Annotated in this window: 17 protein-coding genes; 6 read left to right on the top strand and 11 right to left on the bottom strand. The window is 72.7% G+C overall.

What is annotated here, in order from left to right:
* Positions 1-5 precede the first annotated feature (5 nt).
* From ACIO9K_RS02110 to ACIO9K_RS02100, 3 genes are all read right to left on the bottom strand, one after another.
* Positions 6-461 carry a roadblock/LC7 domain-containing protein gene (locus ACIO9K_RS02110; protein ID WP_363579618.1) on the bottom strand — a complete coding sequence of 152 codons (456 nt, stop codon included), beginning with the start codon at positions 459-461 and terminating at the stop codon, positions 6-8.
* Entirely contained in the window at positions 458-3,478 is a 3,021-nt protein-coding gene (locus ACIO9K_RS02105) for a nitrate- and nitrite sensing domain-containing protein (protein WP_400326157.1), read from the bottom strand. Before ACIO9K_RS02105 ends, ACIO9K_RS02110 begins: the two co-directional genes overlap by 4 nt.
* Positions 3,479-3,747: 269 nt before the next feature.
* The gene (locus ACIO9K_RS02100; RefSeq protein WP_363624436.1) at positions 3,748-4,440 is read right to left on the bottom strand and encodes an FCD domain-containing protein; all 693 of its coding nucleotides are present in this window, start codon (positions 4,438-4,440) and stop codon (positions 3,748-3,750) included.
* 181 nt (positions 4,441-4,621) lie between these two features.
* Between ACIO9K_RS02100 and ACIO9K_RS02095 the strand changes: the two genes are divergently transcribed.
* On the top strand, positions 4,622-6,370 hold the full coding sequence (locus ACIO9K_RS02095) for a 2-isopropylmalate synthase (protein WP_400326153.1): 1,749 nt from the start codon (positions 4,622-4,624) through the stop codon (positions 6,368-6,370).
* A gap of 100 nt (positions 6,371-6,470) precedes the next feature.
* Here the strand turns inward: ACIO9K_RS02095 and ACIO9K_RS02090 are convergent, their stop codons facing one another.
* The 5 genes from ACIO9K_RS02090 to ACIO9K_RS02070 form a co-directional block, all read right to left on the bottom strand.
* Positions 6,471-7,250, bottom strand: a complete 780-nt coding sequence (locus ACIO9K_RS02090; protein WP_400326150.1) for a VOC family protein — start codon at positions 7,248-7,250, stop codon at positions 6,471-6,473.
* A gap of 279 nt (positions 7,251-7,529) precedes the next feature.
* Entirely contained in the window at positions 7,530-8,678 is a 1,149-nt protein-coding gene (locus ACIO9K_RS02085; protein WP_363624441.1) for an epoxide hydrolase family protein, read from the bottom strand.
* Between the two features lie 29 nt (positions 8,679-8,707).
* A complete protein-coding gene (locus ACIO9K_RS02080) occupies positions 8,708-9,295 on the bottom strand; it encodes a TetR/AcrR family transcriptional regulator (protein ID WP_400326147.1) in 588 nt (195 codons plus the stop codon).
* A gap of 110 nt (positions 9,296-9,405) precedes the next feature.
* A complete protein-coding gene (locus tag ACIO9K_RS02075; protein ID WP_363624444.1) occupies positions 9,406-9,843 on the bottom strand; it encodes a GNAT family N-acetyltransferase in 438 nt (145 codons plus the stop codon).
* Between the two features lie 82 nt (positions 9,844-9,925).
* Positions 9,926-10,312 carry a nuclear transport factor 2 family protein gene (locus ACIO9K_RS02070; protein ID WP_363624446.1) on the bottom strand — a complete coding sequence of 129 codons (387 nt, stop codon included), beginning with the start codon at positions 10,310-10,312 and terminating at the stop codon, positions 9,926-9,928.
* A gap of 321 nt (positions 10,313-10,633) precedes the next feature.
* Here ACIO9K_RS02070 and ACIO9K_RS02065 point away from each other — a divergent pair, with 321 nt between their 5' ends.
* From ACIO9K_RS02065 to ACIO9K_RS02050, 4 genes are all read left to right on the top strand, one after another.
* Positions 10,634-11,152, top strand: coding sequence for a DUF3592 domain-containing protein (locus ACIO9K_RS02065; RefSeq protein ID WP_400326143.1), 519 nt, complete (start codon positions 10,634-10,636; stop codon positions 11,150-11,152).
* A 127-nt stretch (positions 11,153-11,279) separates the two neighbouring features.
* On the top strand, positions 11,280-11,711 hold the full coding sequence (locus ACIO9K_RS02060; RefSeq protein ID WP_400326140.1) for an Rrf2 family transcriptional regulator: 432 nt from the start codon (positions 11,280-11,282) through the stop codon (positions 11,709-11,711).
* An 84-nt stretch (positions 11,712-11,795) separates the two neighbouring features.
* Positions 11,796-12,533, top strand: a complete 738-nt coding sequence (locus ACIO9K_RS02055) for an SDR family oxidoreductase (protein WP_363624450.1) — start codon at positions 11,796-11,798, stop codon at positions 12,531-12,533.
* 121 nt (positions 12,534-12,654) lie between these two features.
* The gene (locus ACIO9K_RS02050; RefSeq protein WP_400326136.1) at positions 12,655-14,070 is read left to right on the top strand and encodes an IS1380 family transposase; all 1,416 of its coding nucleotides are present in this window, start codon (positions 12,655-12,657) and stop codon (positions 14,068-14,070) included.
* A gap of 251 nt (positions 14,071-14,321) precedes the next feature.
* Here ACIO9K_RS02050 and ACIO9K_RS02045 read toward each other — a convergent pair whose 3' ends face one another.
* The 3 genes from ACIO9K_RS02045 to ACIO9K_RS02035 form a co-directional block, all read right to left on the bottom strand.
* The gene (locus tag ACIO9K_RS02045; protein ID WP_400326643.1) at positions 14,322-15,428 is read right to left on the bottom strand and encodes a serine hydrolase domain-containing protein; all 1,107 of its coding nucleotides are present in this window, start codon (positions 15,426-15,428) and stop codon (positions 14,322-14,324) included.
* 392 nt (positions 15,429-15,820) lie between these two features.
* Positions 15,821-16,765 carry a hypothetical protein gene (locus tag ACIO9K_RS02040; RefSeq protein ID WP_363616424.1) on the bottom strand — a complete coding sequence of 315 codons (945 nt, stop codon included), beginning with the start codon at positions 16,763-16,765 and terminating at the stop codon, positions 15,821-15,823.
* Positions 16,762-17,295: a SigE family RNA polymerase sigma factor gene (locus ACIO9K_RS02035; RefSeq protein ID WP_363579599.1), complete on the bottom strand. Its 534-nt coding sequence runs from the start codon at positions 17,293-17,295 to the stop codon at positions 16,762-16,764. The genes ACIO9K_RS02040 and ACIO9K_RS02035 overlap by 4 nt, the downstream gene beginning before the upstream one ends.
* A gap of 105 nt (positions 17,296-17,400) precedes the next feature.
* Here ACIO9K_RS02035 and ACIO9K_RS02030 point away from each other — a divergent pair, with 105 nt between their 5' ends.
* A complete protein-coding gene (locus tag ACIO9K_RS02030; protein ID WP_400326133.1) occupies positions 17,401-18,162 on the top strand; it encodes an alpha/beta fold hydrolase in 762 nt (253 codons plus the stop codon).
* The last annotated feature ends 9 nt before the right edge of the window (positions 18,163-18,171 follow it).

The raw sequence follows: 18,171 nt of genomic DNA, 5'->3' as shown, positions 1-18,171 counted from the left end.
CGGTGTCAGCTCCGGTTCCGGGCGGCGAAGGCGTCGAAGCCGGCGGGGGAGGCGGCGCCGGCCTCGGCACGCACCGGGGTGGTCATCTTCTGGCCGACCTGCTGCACCAGGGTGTGCATGGCGACCGACATGACCTCGGCGTCGACCTCCTGGGAGGCGACGACGGCCAGGTGGGTGCCCCGGGCGGCGGCGATGATGAACAGCCAGCACTCGGCGAGTTCGACGATCACCTGGTGGACGGCCCCGCCGTCGAAGAGCTGGCCGACGCCGCGGGCCAGGCTCTGCTGGCCGGTGGCGACGGCGGCGAGGCGTTCGGCGTCGGCCCGTTCGATGGTGCGGGAGTGGCTGACGACCAGGCCGTCGTCGGAGAGCAGGACGGCGTTCCTGGTCCCGGGCACCGAGTCGACGAGTCCGTCCAGCAGCCAGTCCAGGTCCTGGTGGGTGGCGATCGTTCGGTTCATGACTGGTCATCCGTTCGTGTGGTTCGGGGGTCCGCGGCCGGCAGGGCCCAGGGGGAGGGGCCGGGCGCGGGCGTCGGGGAGCCGGCGGGGGCGGTGGGGGGAGCCGGTGGGGTCACGGCCCCGGGCAGCGGGTGCTCGCCGCTGTCCTGGGCGCGGGCGGCACGGGACTGGCGCTGGAAGGCGCCGATCGTCGCACCGGAACGCTTCGCCGGGCGCTGGAAGGGGCCGCCGGCGGGCTCGGTGGCCGGGGCGGCGGGTTCGGCGGCGGGCTCGGCCCACTGCGGGCGGGGCGCCGGCGGGACGCGCAGTTCGGCGGCCAGGCTGGCCTGCCGGACGCGCTGGGGCAGCGGGGGCTGCTCGGTCTCGCTGGGGCTGAGCGGCACCGCGGAGGCGTACTCGCGGCGCCGGCGCCGTTCGGCCAGCCGGTAGTGGTCGGCCGGGCGGTACTGCTCGTCGGCGTACGGGGCCTCGGCGTCGGTGACCCGGGCGTAGGCGATGTCCGGGTAGGCGGGCACGTCGTGCGAGGGCAGCTGGTCGACCGGGGCGTCGGCGGCCGGCGAGCTGTGCTCGATCGGCTGCTCGGCGTACGGGGCGGGGAACGGCGCGGGCTCGGCGGTGGGCGCGGCCTCGGGCTGGTGGACGTACTCGACGTGCCCGAAGGCCTGGACGGGGGCGGTCAGCGGGTCGTGCGGGAGCTGCTGGGTCTGCCCGGGCGGTTCCGCGTACCCGAGCGGTGCGACGTACCCGGGCTGCTCCACGTGCTGGACCTGCCCGAACGCCTCCACCGGGGGGAAGGATTCGGCCGCGGCGAAGGCCTCCACCGGTGGGAGGGGCTCCGCCGGCGCGAAGGACTCTCCCGGCGGGAAGGAGTCCACGGGCGCGACCGGCGGCCCCGCCGGCTCCGGCTCCGGGGCCTCGTTGGAGGCGGTGAGCAGCGCCTTGCGGGAGCGCCGCACGAGCGGGATCGGTTCGACGGGGGCGGCGTCGGGGAGTCCGGCGTCGCCGTCGATGACGAGCTCGTCGGGGACGAGCACGACGACCCGGGTGCCGCCGAAGGCGGACGGCCGGAACTCGATCTTGAGTCCGTTGTGCGCGGCCAGCCGGGCGATGACGTAGAAGCCGAGGCGGACGTCGTCCGCCCGGGCGAGCACGTCGGTGCGGGGCGGGCGGCTCATCAGTTCGTTGGCGGCGTCGTACTGCTCGGGGTCCATGCCGAGGCCGCGGTCCTCGATCTCGACGGCGAGTCCGCGGCCGACCATGGCGGCCCGGACCTCGACCGGGGTGGGTGGCTTGGAGAAGGTGGTGGCGTTCTCCATCAGCTCGGCGAGCACGTGCGCGACCGGGCCGACGGCCCGCTCGGACAGCCACGGGTGGCCCTCGACGTCGATCATGATCCGGCGGTAGTCCTGCACCTCGCCCTGCGCGGCGCGCAGCACGTCCAGCAGCGGGACGGGCTTGCGCCAGCGCCGCTGCGGCTGGCCGCCGGCCATGATGACGAGGTTCTCCTCGTAGCGGCGCAGGCGGGCGGTGAGGTGGTCGAGGTCGAACAGGCCCTCCAGGACCTCCGGGTCCTCGTGCTTGCGCTCCAGCTCGTCGAGCTTGCGCAGCTGGCGGCCGATCAGCAGCTGGGTGCGGCGGGCGATGCGCTGGAGCAGCCGCTCGAAGCCGCGGTGCTGCTCGGCCTGCTTGACGGCGGCCTCGACGGCGGAGGCGCGGGCCAGGTTGAGGGCCTGGCCGAGGCGGGCGAGTTCGTCGGTGCCGTTGCCGTGCGGGCCGGCGGTGATGGTGCGGCTGTCGGTCTCGACGTCGACCTGCTCGCCGCGGCCGAGGCGTTCGACGACCTCGGGGAGGGTGCGCTCCATCTCCTCGGCCTGGGTCTGGAGTTCCTTGATGCGCCGGCGCAGCGAGCGGCTGAGCCGCCAGGAGGCGATGATCACCGCGACGACGGTGATCAGGCCGATGACGGTGGTCAGGACGACCTTGGTGAGGAGGGAGAGGATGGTGCCCTTGCCGACGTCGACGATGGCGCTGGTGCGGGTCTCGATGGCCTTGACCAGCTGCGGGTTGAGCTGGTCGAGGGCCTGGCGCCACTGGTCCTGGGCGGCGGGGAGCTTGACGGTGCCGTTGGCCTCGGCGGCGGTGGGCTTGGTGAGCGACTGCTCGACGGCGGCCTTGGCCTGCCAGGCGGGGCTGTTCATCAGGTCGTGCCAGGCGGCGGCCTCGCCGTCCGGGATGTACGGGAGGACCTGGACGGTGAAGAGGTGTTCCTGCGCCCCGACGGCCTGCTGCACCTGCTGGTAGTCGGCGGCGGAGAGTCGCCCGGTGGGCCAGCCGCGGGCCAGGATGGCGTCCTCGCGGGCGAGCATCTCCTTGGCCCAGAAGGTGTTCACCAGGGTCTTGGAGACCCAGGTGACCTCGCCGGCGTCGACGCGGCTGAGTGCGGTGAACAGCCGCAGGTCGACGGCGATCAGGTCGGTGTAGTACGCGTAGAGGGCCTGCTGGTCGATCGAGCCGTGGTCGACGGCGGTGCGCTGCTCGGCGAGCTTGCCCATCGCCTGGCGGGCCTCGGTGACGGCGGTGCGGACCTCCTCGGGGGCGCTGTCGGCGGTCTCGCCGGAGAGGACCTGGAACTGGCGGACCGCGTCGTCGGTCTGCTGGCGCTGGCGGCGCAGCTGGTCGGTGTTGCCGCCGGGCCGGGCGAGCGCCTCGGCGCTGAGCCGGCGTTCTTCCTGGAGGCTGTAGTAGACGATGTTGGACGGCTGGCCGGCCTTCTGGGCGAGCAGGCCCTGGGCGGCCTGGCGCTGGAAGTCGAAGACGGTCTCGCCGCTGGTGACCGCCCACAGGGCGGCCAGGGCGATGCTGGGGACGACGGCGAGGACGAGCAGCGCCGTCCGCAGTGACAGGCGCGGACGCCTGCGGGGGGCCTTCGGCGTCGGGGGCCGCCGATTCGCACGCGCGCGCAGAGCAGTCTCCTTGGGGATGGCGGCCGGCCTGAGCGGGGCGGCCGTCCGGGGCACGGGCTTGACGAGGCGATACTAGTCATACCGTGTGATTGGAGTGAAAGTGCGTTCGCCGCCTGGGCCGTGGTCGCACACGCTCCGGACACAATGTCATCTGACGGTTGATCGTGCGTGCTCGAAGCATCCCAGTTCGGAGCGGGTTGACGAGGCGTCGGCCATCGGAGCGGCCGGCCGGGTGGCCGCCGTGTGAAAACTGTGTGTCCGCGCTCCGGATATTCGCCCGACCGGTCGGTCGGTGGCCCCGGTGCCCGCTCCGCCCGCTCCGCTCAGTCGGCCAGCAGGCGCGACCGGGTGGCCTCCAGCTCGGCCGCCAGCACCCGCCCGGCCTCCTCGGGATCGCCCCGGTGCAGTGCCCCGACGAGGTCCGCGTGCGACGCGTAGCCGTGGTTCGGGTCCCCGCTGCGCAGCCCCAGCACCCCCACCAGGTCCACCAGGTGCTCCCTCAGGACCGGCGCGAACTGGGCGAACAGGTCGTCCAGCACCGGATTGTGCGCGGCTGCCACCACGGCGGTGTGCAGTGCGATGTCGGCGTCCACGAAGGCCGCGTCGTCCGCGCCGCCCGCCGCCAGCCGGGTGGCCAGCGCCGTGTCCACGGCGGTGAGGTCCGTCTCCGTGCGGCGCGCGGCGGCCAGTCGGGCCGCCTGCACCTCGACCATGGTGCGCACCTCGTAGACGTGCGCCAGCTCCGCCCGGCGCAGCCGGGTCGGCCAGTCCAGGGCGGGCCGGTCCGCCGTCACGAACACGCCCGACCCCTGCCGGCTCTGCACCATCCCGGCGCCGGCCAGCGCGCGCAGCGCCTCCCGGACGGTCGAGCGGCCGACGCCCAGCTCCTTCGCCAGGGCGACCTCGCCCGGCAGCTTCCCGCCCACCGGCCAGTGTCCGGCGGTGATCTGCTCCTCCAGGCGTCGGGTGGCCTGGTCGACGAGGGGGGAGCGGTGGAGGGGGCCGAGCGGGGACATTCGCGTTCACCTGTCAGCTTGTCTGAGGACTTGGTTCGTGGTTAGTCTACCCGGCATGCAGCCGTGGAGTCTCCCTCTGGGTGGCCTTCTTCTTGGTGGCCGCAGCGGGGCGTGACCGGACCGGCACCCCGCTGCGGGGCGCCGTCCTGCCGGTCCACCGGTACCTCCGTAAGGACTCATCATGCGATTCCCGACCCTGCGTACCCCCGCCGGCCCCGTCCCGGTCACCGCGCCCGCCTGGAACCCGCAGCGCCCGGGTGCCATGCCCTCCCACCGCTACCGGCCCGCCCACGAGCGCGTGCACGTCCCCGCGCTGATGCGGCGCTGGCCCGGCCGACGGATCGACCACGCCCCGCTGTGGGTCCCCGTCGACCTGCGCGACGGCAACCAGGCACTGGCCGAACCCATGGACCCGGCACGCAAACAGCGGATGTTCGACCTGCTCCTGGCCATGGGCTTCAAGGAGATCGAGGTCGGCTACCCCTCCGCCAGCCGCACCGACTTCGACTTCGTCCGGCAACTGGCCACCGTGCCCGGCGCGGTGCCCGAGGACGTCACCGTCGTCGTCTTCACGGCGGCGCGCGCCGACCTGATCGACCGCACCTTCGAGGCCGTCGAAGGCCTGCCCCGCGTCGTCGTCCACCTCTACACCGCCACCGCCCCGCTCTGGCGCGAGGTCGTCCTCGGGCGCGACCGGCACGAACTGCGGGCGCTGATCACCGAGGCCGCCACCCACCTGGCACGGCGGGCCGACGGCCGGCCCGGGGTGCGCTTCCAGTTCTCGCCCGAGGTGTTCAACCTGACCGAACCGGACTACGTCCTGGAGGTCTGCAACGGACTCACCGAACTGTGGGACGCCGACCCCGACCGGCCCGTCGTCCACAACCTGCCCGCCACCGTCGAGATCGCCACCCCCAACGTCTACGCCGACCAGATCGAGTACCTGCACCGGCACCTGGAGCGCCGCGAGTCGGTGATCCTCTCCGTCCACCCGCACAACGACCGGGGGACGGGCGTCGCCTGCGCCGAACTGGCCGTGCTGGCCGGCGCGCAGCGGGTGGAGGGGTGCCTGTTCGGCAACGGCGAGCGGACGGGCAACGTCGACCTGGTGACGCTGGCGCTCAACCTGCACACCCAGGGCGTCGACCCGATGCTCGACTTCTCCGACCTCGACGAGATCCGCCGCACCGTCGAGCACTGCAACCGGCTGCCCGTGCACGAGCGCCACCCCTACGCGGGGGACCTGGTGCACACCGCCTTCTCCGGCACCCACCAGGACGCCATCAAGAAGGGCTTCGCCCACCACGCCAAGGTGGCGGCCGAGTCCGGCGTCCCGGCGCGCGAGGCGCCCTGGTCGGTGCCGTACCTGCCGATCGACCCGGCCGACCTCGGCCGCGACTACGAGGCGGTCATCCGGGTCAACAGCCAGTCCGGCAAGGGGGGCATCGCCTACCTGCTCCAGTCCGGGCACGGGCTGGAACTGCCGAGGCGGCTCCAGATCGAGTTCTCCCGGGTCGTGCAGGAGGCCACCGACGACAGCGGGCGGGAGGTGACGGCGGAGGGACTGTACGGGCTCTTCCGCGCGGAGTACCTGGACGCGGCGCCGGACTGGCCGTGGCAGGCCGGCGACGACTGGGCGGAGGTGGACGGCCGGCGCGGCGAGGGTGCCGGGCCGCTCGACGCGGTGGCCGACGCGCTGCGGGTCGACATCCTGCACTTCAGCGAGCACGCCGTCGGTGCGGGTGCGGGTGCGGGTGCGGGTGCGGGTGCGGGTGCGGGCGCTGGTGCCGGCTCCGGTACCGACGCGGTCGCCTACGTCGAGGCCCGGGTCGGGGGACAGGTGGTGTGGGGCGCCGGGCGGGACGGCTCGGTGCTCACGGCGGGCGTACGGGCGGTGCTCAGCGCCGTCGGCCGCGCGCAGCGGGGGTGACGGACGGGCCGCCGCCGGCCGTCGCGCCGGAGCGACCCGTACGGACGGGAGTTGTACGGAGACGGCCCACCGCGACACCGCGCGCGGTGGGCCGCGCCGCCTACATCGGTTTCGGTGCGATCACCGCGAACGGCGCGCCCTGCGGGTCGGTCACCACCGACATCCGGCCCGCCACCATGTCGAACGGCGGGGCGAGGACGGTGCCGCCGTGCTTGACCAGGGCGTCGACGGTGGAGTCGACGTCGTCCACCGCGAAGTACGTCAGCCAGTGCGCGGGCGTGCCGGGCGGGTCGTCGGCGAGCAGCGAGACCCCGCCGACGGCCCGGCCGCCGACCCGCAGCTCCCAGTACTGCTCGGCGCCCTGCGCCGGCTCGATCTCGATGCCGAACGCCTCGCCGTAGAAGGCGGTGGCGCCGGGCAGGTCGCTGGTGTGCAGCTCGTTCCAGATCAGCGCGCCACTCTCGTTGACGACCCGGGCGCCGAAGAACTCGCCCGGCTGCCAGACGCCGAACACCGCGCCCTGCGGGTCGGCGGCGATCAGCATCCGGCCGAGCTCGCCGACGTCCATCGCCGGGACGAGCAGGGTGCCGCCCGCGCCGACGATCGCGTCCTGGGTGGCCTGGGCGTCGGTGGTGGACAGGTAGCTGGTCCACACGGTCGGCGGGGTGGGCATCCCCTCCGGCGCCATCGCCGGGCCGATCCCGGCCGACGGCTTGCCGTTCAGCTCGCAGACCGCGTACCCGCCGTACTCGGCCGGGCCGACCTGCCCTTGCCAGCCCAACAGGTCGCGGTAGAAATCCAGTGCCGCCTGCTGGTCCTGCGCCATCAGATCGACCCAGCACGGGGTGCCGGTCGGGTACGGAGTGGTGACTTCGGGCATTCTCGCTCCTTCGGGTGAGGTCCTGCGTCGGTCACCCTCTCGTCGCGGACCGTGCGCCGCCACTCGACACGCTGTCACGACCCGGTGGCCGCCGCTCGGCGTCATCGGGCCGCCTGTTGCCCGCCCGCGCGTGGCAGTGCCAGTGGAGGCCGGGCCTGTCCGAGTCCCGGGTTGCGGCCGCGTCCCGAACGCCGGAGCAGATCTTCGAGAGCTACCTCTACGCCGGTACGTGCTGCACGCGACCGCCGATCCCGACGTCCCGACCAACCACGGCCGGCGTCACGCCAGGGCGCGGAAGAAGGTCCGGATGTCGGCCACCAGCAGGTCGGGCTGTTCCAGGGCGGCGAAGTGGCCGCCGTGGTCGAACTCCGTCCAGTGCACGATGTTGTCGATGCGTTCGGCGAAGGCGCGGACCGGCAGGGTGATGTCGTGGGGGAAGACGGCCATGCCGGTGGGGACGGTGGAGGGGGCGGCCTCGGTCCAGCCGTTGCGGGCCGACTCCTTGTACAGCCGCGCGGAGGAGCCGGCGGTGGCGGTCAGCCAGTACAGCATCACGTTGGTGAGGAGGTGGTCCCGGGGCACGGCACCTTCGGGAACGCCGCCGTCGCAGTCAGTCCATTCGCGGAACTTCTCGACGATCCAGGCGAGTTGGCCGACCGGTGAGTCGGTGAGCGCGTAGCCGACGGTGTGCGGGCGGGTCGCCTGGACGGCGGTGTAGCCGGAGGTTTCGGCCTGGTGGCGGGCCCAGGTGTCGAGCCGTTCGCGGTCGAGGGCGTCGAGGGTGGACGGGTCGCCGGTGGGGAAGGTGGGGGAGGTGTTGACGTGCACGCCGATGACCCGGGCGGGGGCGGCGAGGCCGAGTTCGCGGGAGATGCCGGAGCCCCAGTCGCCGCCCTGGGCGCCGTAGCGCGGGTAGCCGAGGCGGTCCATCAGTTCGGCCCAGGCGCGTGCCACACGCCGGTAGTCCCAGTCGAGTTGGCCGGTCGGTCCGGAGAAGCCGTAGCCCGGGATGGAGGGCGCGACCACGTGGAAGGCGTCGCGCGGGTCGCCGCCGTGGGCGCGGGGGTCGGTGAGCGGGCCCAGGATGTCCAGGAATTCGGCCACCGAGCCGGGCCAGCCGTGCGTGATGATCAGCGGGGTGGCGTCGGGTTCGGGTGAACGGACGTGCAGGAAGTGCACGTTGGCGCCGTCGAGGGTGGTGGTGTACTGCGGGAAGGTGTTGAGCCTGGCTTCGTGCGCGCGCCAGTCGTAGCCGGTCCGCCAGTACTCGGCCAGGTCCTGGAGGTAGTGGAGCGGGACGCCGTAGTCCCAGTCGGCGGCGGGCGGCGAGTCGGGCCAGCGGGTGCGGGCGAGGCGGTCGCGCAGGTCGTCGAGCTGGTGCTGTTCGACGGCGATGCGGTAGGGGCGGATGTCGGTTTCGGCGGTCATGGCGGGGCCTTTCGGAGCATGGGGTGGGGTCAGGCCGTCGGCAGGATGTGGGCGAGCAGGGCCGCTTCCAGGTCGCGCAGCGGGAAGGCCGGGTCCTCGGCGGAGAGGGTGAGGCCGCCGCGGATGCCGGCGAGGAGGAGCAGGCGGGCAGCGGCGGGGTCGGGGACGCGGCAGGCCGCCAGGGCTTCGTCCAGGGCCTGGAAGAGGTCGGCGGAGGCGAGGTCGGCGCCTGCGGCGACCAGGACGGCGCGGGCTTCGGGGTCGGCGAGCAGGGCGGAGACGGCCCGGCTCTCCTCGACCTCCTCGGGGGCGGCGTCCAGGCCCAGCAGGGCGGAGCGGACCAGGAGTTGCAGGGTGGCGGCGGGGCTGTCGGCCGGCTGGGCGGCGAGCGCCGCGCGGGTCCGTTCGCGCCAGCCGTCGGCGATGTCGATCAGCAGGCCGTCCTTGCTGCCGAAGTAGCGGGAGGGCAGTCCGTCGGCGACGCCGGCCCGGGTGGCGACCTGGCGCAGGGTGGTGGCGCGGTAGCCCTGTTCGGCCATGAGCAGGACGGCGGCGCGCCGGATCTTGGCGCGGGTCGCTTCGCGGACGGCCGCCGAGGCCTCAGGCGTGCGGGGCACGGGGGTGGTGTCCGATTTTTGGTTGAACCATTGTTCAATATAAACACACGGCAAAGGTCCGCGTCACGCCCGGCGCTGGCCCCGGGGAGTCGGAGGTGGCGGGGCAGCCGCTAGCCCAGTTCGTAGCGGACGATCTCGTCGGTCACGGTGGTCACGACGAAGCCGGTCTTCACCAGGACCCTTCCCGAAGCGGGGTTGCCGACGCGGTGCTCGGCGGTGACCCGTGGGGTGCGGTGGTGGGCGAGGAATCGGCGCACCGCTGTGGTGGCGTAGCCGTGGCCCCAGGCGTCCTCGCGCAGGATGTAGCTGAGACTGCCCGTGTGGCCGGTGATGCGGAGCCGGACGACGCCGATCAGGTCGTCGTGGACGTCGATGCCGAGGACGCGTGCGGTGCGCGGCCGGCGGGTGTCGGCCTCCCGGGCTTCGCGTACGTAGTCGTGGGCCTGGGCGGCGGTCATCTGGCCGAACCACAGGTCGGCGACCGACCTGCCGCTGTAGATGCGGCGGACGGCGTGGGCGTCGCCCGGCCGCAGCTCGCGCAGGTGCACCCTTCCTCCAAGTCGTGGCGCCGGTCCGGGACTTCGCCCGGTCGAACGGGAAGCCGACGGCAAGCCCCGGACCCTGGGTGGCTCAGGCGAAGATGAGGCGGAAGATCTGGTTGTGGACGAAGAAGCCGCCGGGCTGGCCGGGGATCGGCTGCAGGTTGAACGTCTCGGCGAACTGCAGGGGCTTGTCGAAGGCGTTGTCGATGACGAGGCTGCCCGTGACGGTGACCAGTACGCCGTTGCCTGGGGCGGGCTGTGCGTCGGTGGTGTTCACCTTGTGCTTGACCGTGGCCAGTTCGGGCGTCGTCAGCTTCGCGAGGATGTTCTGCTGCCCCTGGACCTGGGCGTTCTCCCAGGTGAGCATCGACTCGGGTCGGTAGAGGCTGTTGAGGTTCGAGCGACCCGAGATGCCGGAGTCGAAGGTGTTGTAGTAGTGGGGCACGAACGAGTTGGCAACGGCGTTGAAGTCCATGCGCGGAACGTACCAGTCCGCTCACAGCGGGTGTGTGCTGTTTGGCGGAACTGCCACCGGGGTGACCGGATCCCCTTATCCTGGCCGGCTCCTGACGAGCCCGGTGCCCGTGCCCGTCTCGGCTCTCCCACCGTGGGAGAGTCGACAGTGGGGCGCATGCGCGCCGATGAGGTCGATGAAGCGGTGCCGTTGAGCATCGGAGAGGTCGCGCGGCTGCGAGCGCCCTGCTGCCGGCGGCCGGTGTTCCGGCGCACCGCCGGTGTCGGTGGGTGCGGGTAGCGTGAGCGCACGTGGGGAGTTGGGCCGACACCGGGGGGACCGATGGAGAACGCGCCGGACCACGGCCGGACCGTGCGGAACGGTTCGCTCGCCATGATCGGCCTGGGGGTCCTGCTGTTCGTCCTCAGCCTGGTCTACCTGATACCGCACGACACGGGGGTGACGTCGGCTCTCCGCAGTCGCGGCGTTCACGTGCCGGCGGTCGTCACCGAGTGCACTGAGGTGAGCGCGCCGCAGGACAACCCGGCGGGCAACTCCCACTGTCGGGTGCGGTTCACGACCTCCGAGGGGGCGTCCGTCGAGACCCGGCTCGCCTACGTCACCGACACCGTCAAGGCCCGCGACACCGTGGCGGTGGTGTACGACCCCCGGCACACGGACGTCGCCGCCCTTGCTTCGAGCATCGGATTCTGGAACTCGCTGGGCCGGAACGCGCTCGATGTGGTCGCACTGGTGGCGTCCGTCGTCATGGCCCTGCTGGGCCTCGCGGTCCATCTCGCGTACCGCCGGCTCACCCGGGCTCGCAGACGGCCCACCGCTCTTCAGGCGGTGCGCCGTTGAGAGTGGCTGCTCCTGAACCGGACGAGTTCGCTGCGCCCGGCCAGTACCTCCTGCTCGACCCCACCGAGGCTTGCCGCCGGACGATGTAACTATTACAGTTACGACATGGAAAGGGGTGATGGGCGGCATGAGCGCGAACAGTAGGGTGACGGTCGCCGCGCACGCCCTGACCTGGATCGGGCTGTACCAGCGCCGTGGTCACGAGGTCGCCACCTCCGAGCAGATCGCGACGAGCGTCAACACCAACCCCGTGGTGATCCGCCGCCTGCTGGCCCAGCTGCGCAAGGCGGGCCTGGTCGACTCGCGAAGGGGTGCCGGGGCCGGCTGGACGCTGTCGCGGGACCTGTCGGCGATCACCCTGCTCGACGTCTACGGGGCGGTGGAGCCAGGGCCGATCTTCGCCCTGCACCCCGCCGCACCCGACCCCGAGTGCGTCGTGGGCCACGGCATCGCCCCGGTGATGGCCGCCGTCTACGACGGGATCGAGGCCACCCTCCGCCGGGAGCTGTCGGGAACCACGCTGGAGGATGTGCTGCGCGATGTACTGAAGGCCGCCTAGCCTCGGCCGTGGCAGTGCTTTCTGAGCCGGTTTTTGCGCCCAAAAATGTAACAAGAATAGTTACGTCAAGATTCGGAGAATCTCATGGGACAGCTGGACAACAAGACCGCCCTCGTCACCGGCGCCTCCACCGGCATCGGCCTGGCCATCGCCCGCCGCTTCGCCGCCGAGGGGGCGACCGTCTACCTCACCGGCCGCCGCGAGGCCGAACTGGCGGCCGCCGTCGAGCAGGTCGGCAGCCGGGGCATCGGCGTCCGGGGCGACGTGTCGAAGCTCGACGACCTCGACCGGCTCTTCGCCGAGATCACCGAACGCGGCGGCCGCCTCGACATCGTCGTGGCCAACGCAGGCCTCGGGGACTTCGGCCCGCTCGGCGAGATCACCGAGGAGGAGTACGACCGCACCACCTCCGTGAACCTCAAGGGCACGGTCTTCACCGTGCAGAAGGCGCTCCCGCTGCTGTCGGCCGGCGCCTCGGTGATCCTGCTGTCGTCCAGCGCGGCCCTGCGCGGCGTCCCGGGCCTGGGCGTCTACGCCGCGACCAAGGCCGCGATCCGCAGCCTCGCCCGCACCTGGGCCACCGAACTCGCCGGTCGCGGCATCCGGGTCAACGCCCTCACCCCGGGCCCGGTCACGACCCCCGGCGCCGACGAGCTGCGGGCCGCGTCCCCCCAGGTCGATCAGGCCGTCGCCACGACCCCGCTCGGTCGCGTCGGCCGACCCGAGGAGGTCGCCGCCACCGCCCTCTACCTGGCCGGGGACCAGAGCTCCTTCACCACCGGCGCGGAACTGCTCGTCGACGGCGGCCTCACGCAGCTCTAGCCTGCGCGTTTCATCCGGGGTCGCGTCCGGATCATGATCGGAAAAGCGAAAGTGCCTTCTGAGCTGCAACGATGAGGCTTGTCTAAGGTCCCAGTCGTTCCAGCAGGAAGGCACTTTCTGCGTGCACACTACCCGGTCACGGCCCAAGCTCGTCGTCAGCGCCGACGGGCAGGGGGTGGTCAATCACGCCGGCTCGCGCCTGCTCGCGGATCTGGCCGACGCCACCTCGCTGACCAGCGCCTTCAGCGGTGCCCTGCACCGGTTGCGGCCGCGCGGGACCGGGCATGATCCCGGCCGCGTCGCGGTGGACCTGGCGGTGATGCTCGCCGACGGAGGCGAGGCGATCGCCGATCTGGCCGTGCTGCGCGACCAGCGCGACGTGTTCGGCCCCGTCGCCTCCGCCCCGACCGCCTGGCGAGTGCTGGCCGGTATCGACGCCGCCGCCCTGAACGCACTGCGGGCAGCCAGGGCCAGGACCCGCGAGGTCGCCTGGCTGCAAGCGGACGAGACCGGCCACCCCATACCCCCATCACATGCCGGAGGGCGTGAACTACCGGGCCTGGTCCTGGATATCGACGCCACCCTGGTCACCTGCCACTCCGAGAAGGAACAGTCCGCCGCCACCTACAAACGCGGCTTCGGCTACCACCCGATGCTCTGCTTCCTGGACAACACCGGTGAGGCCCTCGCGGGCGTCCTGCGGCCGGGCAACGCCGGGGCGAACACCGCAGCCGACCACATCACCGTCCTCGACCAGGCCCTCTCGCAGATTCCCGACGCCCACCGACACGGCACCCCGGTCCTCATCCGCGCCGACAGCGCGGGCAGCGCGGGCAGCGCGAAAGCCTTCCTCGCCCACCTACGCGCCCTGCGACAACGCGGGATCCAGACCACCTTCTCCGTCGGGCACGCCGTCACCGAACAGGTCCGCAAGGCCATCAGAGTCCTGCCCGGCCAGGTCTGGCATCCCGCACTGGAGCAGGACGGGGCCCTTCGTGCCGGCGCCGAGGTCGCTGAGCTGTCCGGCCTGGTCGACCTCACCGGATACCCGGACGGCACCCGCATCATCGTCCGCCGCGAGCGTCCCCATCCGGGCGCCCAGTTGTCGCTGTTCGACCAGGACGAAGGCATGCGCCACCAGGTCTTCCTCACCGATACGCCCCTCGCCGGCGGCGGTTCGATCCAGTACCTGGAGGTCCGCCACCGGGCTCACGCCCGGGTCGAGGACCACATCCGCTGCGGCAAGACCACCGGCTTCGGCCGCTTCCCCTCCCGCCACTTCGCCATCAACCAGGCCTGGCTGGAACTCTCCCTGACCGCGATCGACCTGCTGGCCTGGACGCGAACCCTGCTGCTGGACGGCGAGCTGGCCACCGCTGAGCCCAAGAAGCTCCGCTACCGCCTTCTGCACGCTGCCGCCCGGATCACGCGCGGAGCCCGCCGCCTACGCCTACGGATCGCCGCCACCTGGCCCTGGCGTCACGAACTGACCGCGGCGTTCAGCCGCCTGGTGGCACTACCCCGACCGGCCACCTGACAGACGAAGCCGCCCCTGACCACCAACGACCCAGGACCCAGGAGCACCCGGCCATCGCGCCGGGCCCTCGGCATGCCCAACATCCGACGGCAGCTCCGCGACCTTCGACACAGGGATCACCCCAGATCAGCCGACGCGAACCGAAACACGGAGGCTAGGGCTGTTCCGTCTCGGCACGGAACCTGAGCGGGGTGGAAAGGCGGAGTGGGAAGTCGGCCCAGCCGACTTCCCACTCCCTCACCGGACTTCGGTCAGCGGCACAGGGCCGTGTCCACGACGTTCTCGACGTGCTCCGAGCCGGCGGCGTCCGGCGGGACGGTGGTCACCGCGATGTTGACGGCGCGGCCGTCGTCCGTCGCCCCGCCCCGGGTCTCGTAGCCGGGGATGTCGCCGCCGTGGCCCCAGTACACGCCGCCGCAGGACAGCGGCCGGCTGATGAGCCCCAGGCCGTAGGCGGCGCCGCTGTCGCCGATGGGGACGGTGGTGCGCATCTGGGCGAGCTGGGCCGGTTGCAGGAGGCGGCCGCCGAGGAGGGCGGTGAAGAACTGGTTGATGTCGGAGTTGGTGGAGATCATCTGGCCCGCCGCCCCGCCCGCGGAGGGGTCCAGCTCGGTGAAGTCGATCAGGTGCCCGTCGGTCGCGTCCTTGAGGTAGCCCTGGGGGTGGGCCTCGCGGATGGTCCGGTCGCCCTGGGCGGGGTAGTAGGTGTGCCGCAGGCCGAGGGGCTTGATGATGCGCTGGTCGATCTGTTCGGCGATGGGGCGGCCGGTGACCTTCTGGACGACCAGGCCGGCGAGCACGTAGTTGGTGCTGCTGTACTTGAAGCTCGCCCCCGGGGCGAAGTCGGCCTTGTGCTGGAAGGCGATGTCCAGCAGGTCGCGCGGCTCGAAGTACCGGTGCTGGATGGAGGGTTCGTCGATGTAGCCCTCGTAGTCCGGGAGCCCGCTGGTGTGCTGGAGGAGCTGGCGGACCGTGATGTGGCGACCGTCGATGCCGTCGCCGCGGACCAGGCCGGGGAGGTAGGACTCGACGGGCTCGTCGAGCCCGATCTTCCCCTCGCCGACCAGCTGCAGCACGACCACCGCGGTGAACGTCTTGGTGTTGCTGCCGATCCGCACCTGGCCGTCGACCGGCACCTTCGCGCGGGTGGTGACGTCGCCGACCCCCGCGGTGTAGGTGCGGGTGCGGCCGTCACGGCCCTGGACGCCGGCCAGCGCGGCGGGCAGGCCGTCGTCACGGACCAGCGCGTTCAGCCCCTGCTGGACGGCGTCCGGGCGGGGGGCGGCGGCTGCCGTGGACGGTGCCAGGGCGGTGCCCGCGGTCATGACGCCGACGGCCACCGCGGCCGCCGCCGCCACGACGACCCCGCGCCGACCGGCCTGCGGGCGCCGGGAGGAGAGCCGGGACGAACGCCGGGAAGAAGGCCGGGAGGAAAGCGGCTGCCACATCTGCTCACGCACGAGTCAACTCCGGTGCAATCAAGGGGAGGCCGGGAAGTCCTCCCCGGGTGTGATCGCCAGTCTGCTCGGGCGGCTCGTCGATGACCTCCCCCGACCGGGGGAGCACTTTCTCCCACGTTTCCGCGATGCGCACCGACCGCCCCGCACGCCGACCGCCCGCACGCCGACGCGGGGCCGGCCCGACGGGGGTGCGGGCCGGCCCCGCGGGCCTGGTCGGGCGGTCGTGATCAGCCCGGTCGTGATCGGCCGGTCGTGTTCAGCCGGTCGTGTTCAGCCGGTCGCGCCGACCGCTACTCGGTCAGCATCTTCACGCCGGCGTCCGGCAGCTTGGCGCCGTTCTTGTCGAAGAACTGCCACGACGTCACCTTCTTGCCCGGCTGCTCGGGGACCACCAGCCGCTGGTACGGGGAGTCCCCGACGGCCTTCAGCCACGGCTCCATGACCGATCCGTCCGACCAGGTCACCAGGACCTTGCCGACGTCCGGGCCGAGGGCCATCACGGCGAGCTTGATCGGGAGCGGACCGGGCGTGCCGGCCTTGTCCCGGGCGCCCAGCAGGCCGCCGCTGAACGTGTCGGCCATCCCCGTGGGGACGTGGCCCGGCGCCGGGTAGCTGCCCGCGTTGTCGTACGGCTGGCGCACCCCGTCCAGGGTGACGTAGTCGTTCACGACGTCCTCGTTGGGCTGCCAGTACTGCTGGACGTATTCCTCCGTCGGCTTGTCGAGCGAGGAGTCGACGGCGTGGCGCTCCTCCCAGACGGCCACCGCCTGCTCGTACGCCCGCTCCTTCGGGGCGACCGGCCAGAGCGCCGTCCAGAGCTTCCACGTCTTGCCGTCGGGGGTGTTGCCCTGGGCCAGCGTCACCCGGACCGGGGTGAACGGGTCCCGCTCGGCCGTCGCCGTGCCGGACGGCTGGGCGGCCGGACCGCCCCCGGTGCCGCCGCCGGGACCGCCGTTGGCCGGGACGAGCGACTGGGTGCCGCTGCTCGCGGGGGAACTGTGCAGACCCGCCATCGTCCCGCCGCCCAGCACCACCACGGAGGCCAGCGCGAGCGCGCCGATCACCGACCGGCGACGGCGCCGGATCCGGCGGCCGCCCGCCATGATGTCCGCCATCGGCGCCGGGCCGACCTTGGCCCCGGCCGCCACCTCAGCCAGGCCGAGCCCGACCCACACGTCGCCGTCGTCGCCCGCCGCGCCCATGCCGACCGTCCCGCCGTTGCCGCCCGCGCTCATACCGCACCTCCGATGCTCGTCATGCCCTTGATTTCCTTCAGCGCTGCGGCCCCCCGCAGTCTCGCGATCCCCTTGGCCGCGTGGCTGCGCACGGCTCCGGCCGAGCAGCCCATCGCCTCGGCGGCCTGACTGTCGCTCAGGTCCTCCCAGTACCGCAGCACCACGGCCTCGCGCTGGCGGGCCGGCAGGGCGGCCAGCGCCGTCATCAGCGCGCCGCGCTGGTCGGAGCGGGCGTAGCAGTCCTCCGCTCCGGCCTCGTCCGGCACCGCGTACACCAGCAGCTCCGGCGCGCGGCGGCGCCAGCGGCGGGCGTGTTCGTTCACCAGGATCCGCCGCACGTAGCTGTGCGGATCGCCGGCCCGTCGCACCTTCGCCCAGGCCGCGCAGGCCTTCTCCGCCGCGGACTGCACCAGGTCCTCGGCCGCGTACTGCTCCCCGGCCAACAGGTACGCCGTCCGCAGCAGCCGTGGCCAGGCCCCGACGATGAACGCCTGGAACTCCTCGTCCCGGTCGGTCTTCGTGCCTCCCATGAGCACCTCCTCACCCACCTAGAGCCCGGAAACGGCCCAAAGCGCTTACTCCCGCCGATCACCAAACCGGTTGGCGTCCCCCGGGGGCGTCGATACGATCCGCGGATGATCCTCTCCCACGACGTATCTCATGACCTGCCGGGCAACCGCCCCACCGTGGTGCTGCTGCACTCGTCCGTGTGCGACCGGAGGATGTGGGACCCGCAGTGGCAGGGGCTGGTCGACGCGGGCTACCGGGTGATCCGGGGCGACTTCCGGGCCTTCGGCGACACGCCGCCGGCCGACGCCCCGTACAGCGACGCGCAGGACGTGCTGGCGCTCCTCGACCACCTGGGCGTCGAGAGCGCCGCGCTGATCGGCGCCTCGTACGGGGGGAAGGTCGCCATGGACGTGGCGGCGCTGCGCCCCGGGGCCGTCACCGCGCTGGCCCTGCTCTGCTCCGGGGCGTCCGGGCACGTCGCCGGTGACGCCTTGATGGCCTTCGCCGCGCGGGAGCGGGAACTCCTCGCGACCGGGGACGTGGAGGGCGCCGTCGAGCTCAACGTCGAGAGCTGGCTGGGCCCGGAGGCGGGCGACGAGGCCCGCGAACTCGTCCGCCGGATGCAGCGGCGCGCCTTCGAGGTGCAGGCGGACGCCGAGGTCGGCCCCACCGACGACGAAGCGGACCTCTCCCGGATCACGGTGCCCTGCCTGGTCGTGACCGGCGGCCACGACCTGGACGACTTCCGGCAGATCGCCGACTCCTTGGCGACCCGGATCCCCGGCGCCCGCCGGCTCGAACTGCCCTGGGCCGGCCACTTCCCCGGCCTGGAGCGGCCCGAGGAGACCTTCGAGTTGCTCACCGGATTCCTCCGCGAGACGGCGTAGGCGCCCCGA

Source organism: Kitasatospora sp. NPDC087271, assembly GCF_044744605.1.
Classification (GTDB): domain Bacteria; phylum Actinomycetota; class Actinomycetes; order Streptomycetales; family Streptomycetaceae; genus Kitasatospora.
Note: the sequence above shows the minus strand (reverse complement) of the source record. Positions and strands in the feature narration are given on the sequence as shown.

Bases quoted from the DNA above. Each gene is read 5' to 3' on its own strand.
- ACIO9K_RS02030 (WP_400326133.1), top strand. From the start codon at position 17,401: ATGATCCTCTCCCACGACGTATCTCATGACCTGCCGGGCAACCGCCCC.
- ACIO9K_RS02035 (WP_363579599.1), bottom strand. From the start codon at position 17,295: ATGGGAGGCACGAAGACCGACCGGGACGAGGAGTTCCAGGCGTTCATC.
- ACIO9K_RS02055 (WP_363624450.1), top strand. From the start codon at position 11,796: ATGGGACAGCTGGACAACAAGACCGCCCTCGTCACCGGCGCCTCCACC.
- ACIO9K_RS02040 (WP_363616424.1), bottom strand. From the start codon at position 16,765: ATGAGCGCGGGCGGCAACGGCGGGACGGTCGGCATGGGCGCGGCGGGC.
- ACIO9K_RS02065 (WP_400326143.1), top strand. From the start codon at position 10,634: ATGGAGAACGCGCCGGACCACGGCCGGACCGTGCGGAACGGTTCGCTC.
- ACIO9K_RS02090 (WP_400326150.1), bottom strand. From the start codon at position 7,250: ATGCCCGAAGTCACCACTCCGTACCCGACCGGCACCCCGTGCTGGGTC.
- ACIO9K_RS02110 (WP_363579618.1), bottom strand. From the start codon at position 461: ATGAACCGAACGATCGCCACCCACCAGGACCTGGACTGGCTGCTGGAC.
- ACIO9K_RS02060 (WP_400326140.1), top strand. From the start codon at position 11,280: ATGAGCGCGAACAGTAGGGTGACGGTCGCCGCGCACGCCCTGACCTGG.
- ACIO9K_RS02070 (WP_363624446.1), bottom strand. From the start codon at position 10,312: ATGGACTTCAACGCCGTTGCCAACTCGTTCGTGCCCCACTACTACAAC.
- ACIO9K_RS02095 (WP_400326153.1), top strand. From the start codon at position 4,622: ATGCGATTCCCGACCCTGCGTACCCCCGCCGGCCCCGTCCCGGTCACC.
- ACIO9K_RS02085 (WP_363624441.1), bottom strand. From the start codon at position 8,678: ATGACCGCCGAAACCGACATCCGCCCCTACCGCATCGCCGTCGAACAG.
- ACIO9K_RS02100 (WP_363624436.1), bottom strand. From the start codon at position 4,440: ATGTCCCCGCTCGGCCCCCTCCACCGCTCCCCCCTCGTCGACCAGGCC.